Raw genomic sequence first — 10237 nt, 5'->3', positions numbered from 1 at the left:
CGCACTGACTGCGGACAATTCCGGTAATTTCTCACGGGCCAAAGTCAGCACTTCACGACCGCCGTAGAGTCGGGGCAACAGTGAAAACGCTTTTGCCCACATGCCGTCGAGTTTCCACTCTTTGACCAACTGGCTGACAGCCTCAGCATCTTTATCCTGCATCGATGAAAGCAGGATTGCCGATTGCTGCTCATCTAAATGAGCGGCATTTGCTAAAGCACGGAATACGCCGATATGGCCCAACGAAAGCAAAACTTCGCCCATGTCGGCAATCTTCATGCTTTTCAGCATCAAATCAATCAATTCGATATCCGCTTCAATGCCTTCCAAGCCGTACATTTCCGCACCCGCCTGCAAAGGCTCGCGCATATTGAGCAATCCATCAGGACGCGCATGAAGCACCGAACCGGCATAGCATAAACGGTTGATGCCTTGGTTGGCAGAAAGCAAGTGGGCATCAATACGCGCAACCTGCGGCGTTATATCCGCGCGGATACCGAGCTGGCGGCCGCTAAGCTGATCGACGACCAAAATAGTTTTCAAAGACAAACCGGCATCGATATGTGTCAATAAGGAATGGCTGTATTCCATCAATGGCGGTTGCACCAATTCATAACCATGCACGCGGAACAAAGCCAACAGCTGCTCACGGGCGCTTTCCAGTTGTCGGGCATTGGTCGGTAACACGTCGGCAACGTGTTCAGGAAGCTGCCAAGACTTCATGAGAATCTACCTCTGTTTTTTTTGTAAACATAAAGGGCTGATTAAATTTAAAACCAAATCAGCCTGACGACTGAAATTTTCCTGAATGCGTCAACGGCAAATCCGATGCGGCTTCAACAAAACTGATTTTAAATTTAAACAGCCCCTAAGTAACGGCTTCAAACCGTCGAGTTATTAAAATCAGACTTTACCATATTAAAACGAATTTTGCACCCTGTTTACAGAGAGCGTAAAAAAACATTAAAAACAAAGGCCGTCTGAAAACCAAATGCATAGCTGCATCATTTTCAGACGGCCTTAATTCATGCCTGAACAACCCGACGCTTAGCGCCAGTAACGCCACCAAGGCATATCGTCAGATCGCCATTCGTGTTGCAAGAACGGGCTTTGCGGGAAGTTGGTTTCCAAAACGCGACGTGTATCAGCGGCCAGTTGTGGCTTGTCCAGTTTTTTATACGCCAATTCCATCATCGCCAAAGCTTCTTCGACGTAACGGGTATTTTGGTAACGGCTGACAATTTTTTGCGCACGGTTGGCCGCTGCGACATAAGCACCGCGTTTCATGTAATAACGCGCCACAGATATCTCGTTACCACCTAAAGCGTCCACCAGCTTGGCCATACGCTCGGTTGCATCGGCAGCGTATTTGCTGTTTGGATAACGTTGAACCAACTCGGCAAACGCCTGATAAGCATCGCGGTTGGCTTTCGGGTCGCGGTCGGACCAGTCTTGGGAAGCCAGCTTGTTCAAGAAAGACTGGTCTTCGTTAAACAGAACCAAACCTTTCAAGTACAGCGCGTAGTCCATATTCGGATGTTGCGGATGATGGCGTTGGAAGCGCGCAATGGCAGCCAAGGCTTTTTCCGGCTCATCGTCTTTATAATAGGCATACGCCGTATCCAACTGAGACTGCTGGGCATAGCGGCCGTTTGGAAAACGGGATTCTAAAATTTCGTATAACTTGACAGCTCGCGTATAATTGTTGCTGTTCAATTCGTCTTGCGCTTCGGCATAAAGCTTTTCCACACTCCAATCTTGAGTAATTTGGGCGTCTTTATCGATTGTGCCTTTATTTGCGCAGGCACTCAGTGCCAAACCTAAAGAAACTACTAAAAGAATTTTTTTCATGCAGAATACTTCCTTTGATAACGAAGCCGATTATAGCGATGATTTAGACTTTCCGTCATCCCCTGAAACAGAAAGTTGTGTTAATTTGACCGTTCCGCTCGAAATGGCGGGCGGAAGGCTGGATGCTGTATTGGCCAAACTCATGCCCGACTACTCGCGCAGCCGCCTGAGTTCGTGGATTAAAGAGGGTGCAGTCATTGTAAACGATAAGCCTGCTCAACCCAAAGATAAAATGATAGGCGGTGAATTGATTGCCGTTACGGTACGTCCGAGCGAAGAAAACCTTGCGTTCACACCTGAACCGATGGATTTGGACATTATTTATGAAGACGATACCGTCATCGTCATTAACAAACCGGCTGGATTGGTCGTCCATCCTGCCGCAGGCAACTGGAGCGGCACCCTGCTCAACGGCCTGTTGGCGCATTGTCCCGAATTAAGCCAAGTACCACGTGCGGGCATCGTACACCGTTTGGACAAAGAAACCAGCGGCCTGATGGTGGTCGCCAAGACCCTGCCGGCGCAAAACTCACTGGTTCAACAGCTTCAAGAGCGCACAGTCAAACGCATTTACCGCGCAGTCGCCAACGGCATTGTTCCTTTCGACGGCAAAATCGAAACCCAAATCGGCCGCGATCCGCACAACCGCCTGAAAATGGCAGTCGTCAAATTCGGCGGCAAACCTGCCATTACCCACGTCAAAGTGTTGGAACGTTACCTGGCGCACAGCTACATCGAATGCTCGCTCGAAACCGGCCGCACGCACCAAATCCGCGTTCATATGCGCGAAGCCAACCATCCGCTGGCCGCCGATCCTGTTTACGGCAACCTGCGCCATCCATGCAGCGATGCGGTTAAAGAAGCCATCAAAGCCCTCGGCGCGCGCCAAGCCCTGCATGCCTACCGCTTGAGCTTTGTACACCCAAAAACCGGCGAAACCGTTTCCTTTGAAGCGCCTATGCCTGACGATATGTACCACCTGCTCTCCGTCCTGCGTCTGGAAGCCGGTTTGGATTCGTCCCTAAGCAACGAGGAAGAATGGCAAGAGAAATTCGGCATGGACGATGATGATGATTGGAATGAAGACGACTACGATGTCGAAGTCGTTTATGTAAGGGATTAAACCCATAGTTTCAGACGGCCTAAAATATTATTTGAGGCCGTCTGAAATCAATCCGTTCCAATATTTCAGCGATTTAAAGATTATGAAAACCATCACAGATACCCTAAACCTCGCCCCGCAAGGCAAGAACTTTTTGACTGCCGACTGGCCTGCCCCTGCCAATGTTAAAACGCTTATTACCACGCGCAACGGCGGTGTCAGCGAAGGTGTGTACCGTAGCCTGAATGTCGGTTCGCACGTCGGCGACAATCTGGAAGCCGTGCTCCGCAACCGCGAAATCGTACAGGAACAAGTCGGCCTGCCCGTTGCCTACCTCAATCAAATCCACAGCACCATTGTTGTGAACGCAGCTGAAGCGTTAGGCAATACGCCCGACGCCGATGCCTCGGTTGATACGACGGGTACGGTCGCCTGCGCTTCAATGACTGCCGATTGCCTGCCTGTCTTGTTTTGCGACAAAGTAGGGACCGTTGTTGCGGCAGCTCATGCAGGTTGGCGCGGTTTGGCTGGCGGCGTTTTGCAAAACACCATTGCGGCAATGAATGTCGAGCCGCTGGAAATCATGGCCTATCTCGCGCCTGCCATCGGCCCTGATGCGTTTGAGGTGGGACAAGATGTATTTGATGCGTTTTGCACACCTATGCCGGAAGCTGTCGATGCGTTTGAAGACATCGGCGGCGGCAAATACCTTGCCGACATTTACGCTTTGGCGCGCATAATTCTGCACCGCGAAGGCGTGAACATGATTTATGGCGGTACCCATTGCACCGTCTTGGAACGCGATACTTTCTTCTCCTACCGCCGCGACGGGCAAACCGGCCGCATGGTCAGCCTGATTTGGTTGGAAAAATAAGATTTTCGCCATCAAAGACAAGGCCGTCTGAAATACTTTCCGTTTACAGTTTCAGACGGCCTAAACATTATTCGTTATAATCCGACGATACCGTAACCGGTTTCAACGAAGGAATATCCAATGAAAAAAATCCTATTGCCTGCACTCGCCCTCTTGCTTGCCTCTTGCGGTTTCCACCTGAAAGGCACTGGTGTGACTTCTCAGCCGCTGCCTTATCAGAACTGGCATGTAGAAGGCGGAGCCGTCATGCAAAAAGCGCTGGAAAATGCCTTACGCCGTGCCGACGGCCATCCGGTTAGCGAAGCCGAATCACAAATCACCCTGCGCGTTGTCGACTTTCAAAAACGCCGTGACATCTACACCATCACCCGCGCCGCCGCAATCAATGAATACCTGCTAGCCATGACTGTCAAAGCCCAAGCCTTCCGCAACGGCGAGCCGGTTGGCGAACCGATGGAAGTCAAGGTTCACCGCACCATGGACTACGCCGACAGCGAAGTTTTGGGCAAACAGGAAGAGGAAGAAACCATTTGGTCTGAAATGCGCATCGATGCTGCAGATCAAATCGTCCGCCGCCTGACTTTTCTGAAGGCGCAATAATGGCTGCCGCGCCCATTGAGAGCCTGCGCCCCGATACGCCGCTCAAACCGTTGTACATCATCCACGGCGAAGAGGATTTGTTGCGCATCGAGGCTTTGGATACGCTGCGCGCAGCCGCAAAAAAACAAGGTTATCTCAACCGCGAAGTCTATACCGCCGAAAACAATTTTGACTGGAACGAGCTGTTGCAAAGTGCCGGCAGCGCAGGTTTGTTTGCCGATTTGAAACTGCTGGAAATCCACATTCCCAACGGCAAACCCGGCAAAAACGGAGGGGATGCCCTGCAAACCTTCGCCGAACGCCTGCCCGAAGATACGGTTACGCTCATCCTACTGCCCAAGCTTGAAAAAGCGCAAATCCAGTCCAAATGGTTTTCCGCATTGGCAGGCAAAGGCATCGTCTTAGAAGCCAAAGCCGTTGCGCCACATGCTTTGCCGCAATGGATACAGGGCCGTCTTAAACAGCAGGGTTTGGATATCGAGCCTGAAGCACTCGCCCTTTTTGCCGAGCGCGTCGAAGGCAATCTTTTGGCCGCCCGTCAGGAAATCGAAAAACTCGCCCTGCTCCATCCTCAAGGCCATTTAATCAATATTGCCGACGCAGAAGCCGCAGTTGCTACCGTCGCCCGCTTCGACGTATTCCAACTGTCAGGCGCATGGATGAAAGGCGATGCCCTGCGCGTTTCCCGTTTGCTGGACGGTTTGGAAGAAGAAGGCGAAGAGCCGGTTTTGCTGTTGTGGGCGGTTGCCGAAGACATCCGCACCCTAATCCGCCTCACTGCCGCACTCAAGCAAGGCCAAAACATCCAAAGCCTGCGCAACAGCCTGCGCTTATGGGGCGACAAGCAGACCCTTGCACCGATGGCGGCCAAACGCATTTCCATCAACCGCCTGCTCGACGCGCTCAAAACCTGCGCCAAAATCGACCGCATCATCAAAGGCGCGGAAGAAGGCGATGCATGGACCGAGTTCAAACAACTCGTTACTTCGTTGGCCGCTTGAAACCGTTGCCTCGCGTCAAGAAACTTGCACGCAATACGCCCCAAAAACAGAAAATACTGTAAAATAGCGTAAACTTAAATTCAGGCCGTCTGAACCTCGCATTTCAGACGGCCTCTTCCAGCAAAAAACAAGGAAACACCAACCATATGGATAATAAAACCAAACTTCGCATCGGCGGTCTGGCCCTGCTGACCACTGCCGTATTAAGCCTCATCATCGTTCTGATCGTCGATTCATGGCCGCTGGCCATCCTGTTGTCCGTCATCATCGTAGCCGCTGCTGCAGGCGGTTTCGTTTGGACTTCACGCCGTCAGCAACGCCAATTCCTCGAGCGCCTGAAAAAATTCGACATCGATCCGGAAAAAGGCCGTATCAACGAAGCCAACCTGCGCCGCATGTACCACAGTGGCGGTCAACATCAAAAAGACGCAATTACCTTGGTTTGCCTGTCACAAAAATGTTCCGTTGACGAAGCGCACGCCATCTTCAAAAAACGTCCGACCCGTCAGGAAATGAACCAAATGGCTGCCCAACAGGCACGCGGTCAAAAACGTCCACATCGCTAATCCCGACAGTAACAGGCCGTCTGAACATCCCACTCCGTTTCAGACGGCCTGTTTTTATTTCCATCAAACCCATTTCCGTTTCCATCGCATTATGACCCGTCTTCCCACTGCCCCTCTCAAACGCCGCCTTGCCGCACTGGTTTACGAACTTCTGCTGACCGGCGCCGTGACCAGCATTGCTGCCCTTGCAGCCGGCATTGTCGCCATCTTTCTCAATCCCGTTTCCACGCGCCTGTCCATGCTGACAACCTGTCTGATTCTGTTCTACGCATGGTGGCTCTACTTCCGCGCCAACTGGCACAAAAAAGGCCAAACCCTCGCCATGCAGACATGGAAAATCGGCTTAGCCGATAAAAACGATACCCAGCCGCAACTGCCGCAACTGCGCCTGCGCTTTATTTGGGCTAGCATTTTTATTGTCTTCATTCCCCTATTTGCCTACGCCGGATTGCGTCATCTGCTCAATATACCGCCCAAAGGCGCATTCGGCGCCGCGCTTATTTGGCTCATCCTACCATGGGGCTTTGCCCTGTTCCATCCCGACCGCCAGTTCCTCTATGACTTCTTGGCCGGAACAAGGCTGGTGGATTTAAATCAGAAGAAAACAAACGAATAAAATTCGCAAGCATCTCAAGCTCTAAATAAAATAAAGGCCGTCTGAAACTCCAGATAAGTTTCAGACGGCCTTTAATCATAACATCAAGCAATGATTATTCTTGCCAACGTTTGAACACCAGCGAAGTATTGACGCCGCCAAAAGCAAAGTTATTGCTGACCACATAATCGGTTTGAATCTCACGTCCGCCCGTTTGGATGTAATCCACCTTGCCGCAACGCGGATCGATGTTTTCCAAATTGACGGTCGGCGCAAACCAGCCGTTGTTCATCATTTCAATGGTAAACCAGGCTTCCAATGCGCCGCACGCGCCGAGTGTATGGCCGAGATAGCTTTTTTGCGAACTCATCGGCACAAAACCAAACACTGCCTCAGTCGCCAATGTTTCGGCAATATCGCCTTTTTCGGTCGCCGTACCGTGGCCGCTGACATAGCCGACTTTATCAGGCGTAATACCGGCGTCTTTCAGCGCAAGCTCCATACATTTTTGCATAGTTTCTTTTTGCGGCTGGGTAACATGGCTGCCGTCGCTGTTGGCACCATAGCCGACGAGTTCGGCATAGATTTTCGCACCGCGCGCACGGGCGTGTTCCAATTCTTCCAATACGAAAATGCCTGCGCCTTCGCCGATGACCAAGCCGTCTCGAGCGTTGTCGTAAGGGCGCGGCGTCAGCTCAGGCTCGCCGTTACGGCGGCTGGCGGCATAAAGTGAATCGAAAACATAAACTTCGGACGGACAAAATTCTTCGCCGCCGCCGGCCAGCATCATATCAATCAGGCCGTATTTAATCGCTTCGTAGGCATAACCAATGCCTTGGCTGCCGGAAGAACACGCGCTCGAAGTCGGAATAATGCGGCCTTTCAAACCGAAGAAAATGCCGATATTGGCGGCAGTCGTATGCGGCATCATGCGCACATAAGTATTGGCGTTGAAATTGCGCGATGTGCCTGTTATCAAAAGTTCGCCCATATCGCCAATGTCTTTGGTGCTGCCGACAGACGAACCGCACGCCACGCCCATACGACCGTCTGTAATGCTTTCATCACCCAGCAAACCCGCATCCATCAAGGCTTGTTCCGCCGCATCGACACACAAATGCGACACGCGCCCCATGCTTCTAAGCTGCTTGCGCGTCCAGTGCTCTGGAGGGGAATAGCCTTCAATCGGCGCACCCAGTTGCGCTTCCAATTCAGGAAAGCGTCCACTCCAGTCCATGTGTTTGACTGCGTTTTTTTCGGCTTTAAAGGCCGTCTGAATACTTTGCCAATCACGGCCGAAAGCGGTAATACCGCCGATACCTGTTACAACGACTCTTCTGGTATTCAACACAAACCTCCATTCACAGCAATCACTTGGCGCGTAATGTACGCCGCTTTTTCATCCATTAAAAAGCGCACCGCATGCGCCACTTCCTCGGGCAATCCCATACGCGCAGCAGGGACGGCCTTTAAGATTTCTTCGACAGGCACGTTCTCATCGATAATATCGGTATCGATAAGGCCCGGTGCCACGCAGTTGACGGTAATTTTACGTTTTGCCAACTCAACCGCCAAGGCTTTTGCCGCGCCAATTAAGCCCGCCTTGGACGCGCTGTAATTGACCTGACCGCGGTTGCCCGTCAAACCGGACACCGACGCCATGCACACAATCCGTCCGGCTTTTCGGCGGCGGATCATCGGCATGGTCAAAGGGTGCAACACATTATAAAAACCGTCCAAATTGGTACGCAGCACCAAGTCCCAATCATCATCAGTAAACGCAGGAAACGCATTGTCGCGCGTCAGGCCGGCATTCAACACCACGCCGTAATACGTGCTGTTTGCCTCAATGTCGGCAGTCAGAATTTCTCGGCAGGCTTCGCGGTCGGACACGTCAAACTGCAACACGCGCGCATTTCTACCCAATGCACGGACTTCATCCGCTACAGCTTCCGCTTCATCACGGCGGCTGCGGCAGTGGACGACAATATCAAAGCCGTCCTGCGCTAAACCAAGCGCGACGGCTTTACCGATACCGCGATTAGACCCTGTAATTAAAATAGTTTCACTCATACGTTTTCTCACTATATCGACAGGCCGTCTGAATCTTTGTCTTTTCAGACGGCCTTGTAAACGGTTTAAATGATTTGACCGTCTTTCGGACTGTACACATTTAAAGAGGCTTTTGCCAGCAAACCGTCCGGCGGCAACAGAGGCTTCACATCTTCCGGCGCATCTGTCCAGCGCAACTCGCAATCAAATACGCCCATACCGCCCAAATCCTGAATGGACACATGCGCCCTAACTTCCAGCTCAGTACCGACAGGCACGGAATCGGCAAACAAATCCAGCTTGCGCGTTCCCAATAAAAAACCCAAACGGACAGGCTCTCCGGCCTTTAAAGCCTCAATGCCTGCAAACGCGCCTATACCCTGCGCCATCAATTCCATATAAGCCATAGACGGCAACACACCGTCCTGCAGCAAAATATGCTTATCGCCAACCGGCGCACGGCAAACCGTGTAGTCATCGCCAAATTCTTTCACACAGTCGATAAGAACCATATGTCCGCTGTGCGGAAGCAGCGAAGCCACATCATAAATCGGGGCACTCGGTATTGAAGGCATAAAATGTCATCCGGGAATAAATTACGTTACAATATGCATTATAACAGAGCCTAGCTTTTACTAACCCATTTCATTACAATGTATGAAAATGTAAAACATTGAAAGACATCATGCCTCAAAACGTTTGCCGTTTCAGCTTCAATATCGCCGCATGGCAGGCCTCCTCCAGCAAAATCAGTACGCCGGAGCAATGGCAGGACTGGGCGCAGGGAAAACTCGATACCGCCTCCCTGCCGGAGTGCAAACCCTCGCTCTCCTTTTTGCCGCCTATGCAACGCCGCCGCTTGGGAAAAGCGGCACGCTTGGTTTGTGATGCCGCATGGAATCTGGCCGACCAATATCCCGAAAGCGTACCGGTTTACGTTTCGCACGACGGCGAAAGCAACCGCAGCTTTGAATTATGGCAAGAGCTTTTGAACACGCATACCGTGTCGCCGACCTCATTCGGCCTATCCGTCCACAACGCAACGATTGGGCAATGGTCGATGTTGCGCAAAGACATGAGCGAACATACCGCGTTGGCCGTTGCCGCCGATTCCTTTGAAACCGCGCTGACCGAGGCATTCGCGCTTTTGCAAGACGGCGCGCCGTCCGTTTTAGTGATTGTCGCCGATGATCCGTTGTCAGAGGACTATCCCGTCTTGGCTACACGTGCGCCGTTTGCCTATGCATTGGCACTGGTCATCACAAAGGGCGAAGACTATACCTTAAGCTTGGAAACCACATCCGAAAGGCCGTCTGAAAACCCTAACGATACAACAGTCGAGCCCTACTGGAGCAGCTTGGAATGGGTACGCTTCCTGCTTTCAGACAGCCGACAACACACGCAACACTATGCCGGTAGAAACTGGCACTGGCAGAAAAACGCATGAAGACTTTAGACTATTTCCGTCGCTTTTTTGCCACACTCTTCGGCTTCATCCTTTTCGGCGTTGCAGGCGTATTGTTCAAAATCGCACTTTTGCCCTATACGCTCAAATCGACCAAAGGCGACATCAAACGTCAACTTGAAGCAAGACGC

General features: G+C 51.7%; 12 protein-coding genes and 1 pseudogene. 8 read left to right on the top strand and 5 right to left on the bottom strand.

What is annotated here, in order from left to right:
* Both Q1M25_RS05470 and Q1M25_RS05465 read right to left on the bottom strand, forming a co-directional pair.
* The coding region (locus Q1M25_RS05470; protein ID WP_300482632.1) for an ATP phosphoribosyltransferase regulatory subunit at positions 1 to 723 on the bottom strand (723 nt) is incomplete at its 3' end.
* A gap of 324 nt (positions 724 to 1047) precedes the next feature.
* A complete protein-coding gene (locus Q1M25_RS05465) occupies positions 1048 to 1851 on the bottom strand; it encodes an outer membrane protein assembly factor BamD (protein WP_003680807.1) in 804 nt (267 codons plus the stop codon).
* On the opposite strand from Q1M25_RS05465, the gene rluD reads away from it, so the two are divergent.
* From rluD to Q1M25_RS05435, 6 genes are all read left to right on the top strand, one after another.
* On the top strand, positions 1850 to 2974 hold the full coding sequence (rluD, locus tag Q1M25_RS05460) for a 23S rRNA pseudouridine(1911/1915/1917) synthase RluD (RefSeq protein WP_070585696.1): 1125 nt from the start codon (positions 1850 to 1852) through the stop codon (positions 2972 to 2974). The two genes, Q1M25_RS05465 and rluD, sit on opposite strands and share 2 nt — an antisense overlap.
* A gap of 82 nt (positions 2975 to 3056) precedes the next feature.
* Positions 3057 to 3827, top strand: coding sequence for a peptidoglycan editing factor PgeF (gene pgeF, locus Q1M25_RS05455; RefSeq protein ID WP_107696894.1), 771 nt, complete (start codon positions 3057 to 3059; stop codon positions 3825 to 3827).
* A gap of 120 nt (positions 3828 to 3947) precedes the next feature.
* The gene (lptE, locus tag Q1M25_RS05450) at positions 3948 to 4427 is read left to right on the top strand and encodes an LPS assembly lipoprotein LptE (protein ID WP_003680809.1); all 480 of its coding nucleotides are present in this window, start codon (positions 3948 to 3950) and stop codon (positions 4425 to 4427) included.
* On the top strand, positions 4427 to 5428 hold the full coding sequence (gene holA / locus Q1M25_RS05445) for a DNA polymerase III subunit delta (protein ID WP_107723364.1): 1002 nt from the start codon (positions 4427 to 4429) through the stop codon (positions 5426 to 5428). The genes lptE and holA overlap by 1 nt, the downstream gene beginning before the upstream one ends.
* A 146-nt stretch (positions 5429 to 5574) precedes the next feature.
* On the top strand, positions 5575 to 5994 hold the full coding sequence (locus Q1M25_RS05440) for a hypothetical protein (protein ID WP_107723365.1): 420 nt from the start codon (positions 5575 to 5577) through the stop codon (positions 5992 to 5994).
* Positions 5995 to 6085: 91 nt separating this feature from the next.
* Positions 6086 to 6610: an RDD family protein gene (locus tag Q1M25_RS05435; protein ID WP_107723366.1), complete on the top strand. Its 525-nt coding sequence runs from the start codon at positions 6086 to 6088 to the stop codon at positions 6608 to 6610.
* Between the two features lie 94 nt (positions 6611 to 6704).
* Here the strand turns inward: Q1M25_RS05435 and Q1M25_RS05430 are convergent, their stop codons facing one another.
* The 3 genes from Q1M25_RS05430 to Q1M25_RS05420 form a co-directional block, all read right to left on the bottom strand.
* Entirely contained in the window at positions 6705 to 7940 is a 1236-nt protein-coding gene (locus Q1M25_RS05430) for a beta-ketoacyl-ACP synthase (RefSeq protein WP_300482618.1), read from the bottom strand.
* Positions 7934 to 8662 carry a 3-oxoacyl-ACP reductase FabG gene (gene fabG, locus Q1M25_RS05425; protein ID WP_300482616.1) on the bottom strand — a complete coding sequence of 243 codons (729 nt, stop codon included), beginning with the start codon at positions 8660 to 8662 and terminating at the stop codon, positions 7934 to 7936. Before fabG ends, Q1M25_RS05430 begins: the two co-directional genes overlap by 7 nt.
* Before the next feature lie 65 nt (positions 8663 to 8727).
* Positions 8728 to 9216, bottom strand: a complete 489-nt coding sequence (locus Q1M25_RS05420) for a thioester dehydrase (protein ID WP_204787863.1) — start codon at positions 9214 to 9216, stop codon at positions 8728 to 8730.
* Positions 9217 to 9326: 110 nt separating this feature from the next.
* On the opposite strand from Q1M25_RS05420, the gene Q1M25_RS05415 reads away from it, so the two are divergent.
* A complete protein-coding gene (locus Q1M25_RS05415; protein ID WP_300482612.1) occupies positions 9327 to 10088 on the top strand; it encodes a beta-ketoacyl synthase chain length factor in 762 nt (253 codons plus the stop codon).
* Positions 10085 to 10237: pseudogene (locus tag Q1M25_RS05410) on the top strand (1-acyl-sn-glycerol-3-phosphate acyltransferase); the annotation flags it as partial. The gene Q1M25_RS05415 and the pseudogene Q1M25_RS05410, both read left to right, overlap by 4 nt.

It is taken from the genome of uncultured Neisseria sp. (genome assembly GCF_951230505.1).
Lineage (GTDB): Bacteria > Pseudomonadota > Gammaproteobacteria > Burkholderiales > Neisseriaceae > Neisseria.
The sequence above is the reverse complement of the archived record's forward strand: the minus strand, read 5'-3'. Positions and strand labels throughout refer to the sequence as shown.

Bases quoted from the DNA above. Each gene is read 5' to 3' on its own strand.
- Q1M25_RS05440 (WP_107723365.1), top strand. From the start codon at position 5,575: ATGGATAATAAAACCAAACTTCGCATCGGCGGTCTGGCCCTGCTGACC.
- fabG (WP_300482616.1), bottom strand. From the start codon at position 8,662: ATGAGTGAAACTATTTTAATTACAGGGTCTAATCGCGGTATCGGTAAA.
- Q1M25_RS05435 (WP_107723366.1), top strand. From the start codon at position 6,086: ATGACCCGTCTTCCCACTGCCCCTCTCAAACGCCGCCTTGCCGCACTG.
- Q1M25_RS05420 (WP_204787863.1), bottom strand. From the start codon at position 9,216: ATGCCTTCAATACCGAGTGCCCCGATTTATGATGTGGCTTCGCTGCTT.
- Q1M25_RS05415 (WP_300482612.1), top strand. From the start codon at position 9,327: ATGCCTCAAAACGTTTGCCGTTTCAGCTTCAATATCGCCGCATGGCAG.
- rluD (WP_070585696.1), top strand. From the start codon at position 1,850: ATGCAGAATACTTCCTTTGATAACGAAGCCGATTATAGCGATGATTTA.
- lptE (WP_003680809.1), top strand. From the start codon at position 3,948: ATGAAAAAAATCCTATTGCCTGCACTCGCCCTCTTGCTTGCCTCTTGC.
- Q1M25_RS05465 (WP_003680807.1), bottom strand. From the start codon at position 1,851: ATGAAAAAAATTCTTTTAGTAGTTTCTTTAGGTTTGGCACTGAGTGCC.
- pgeF (WP_107696894.1), top strand. From the start codon at position 3,057: ATGAAAACCATCACAGATACCCTAAACCTCGCCCCGCAAGGCAAGAAC.
- holA (WP_107723364.1), top strand. From the start codon at position 4,427: ATGGCTGCCGCGCCCATTGAGAGCCTGCGCCCCGATACGCCGCTCAAA.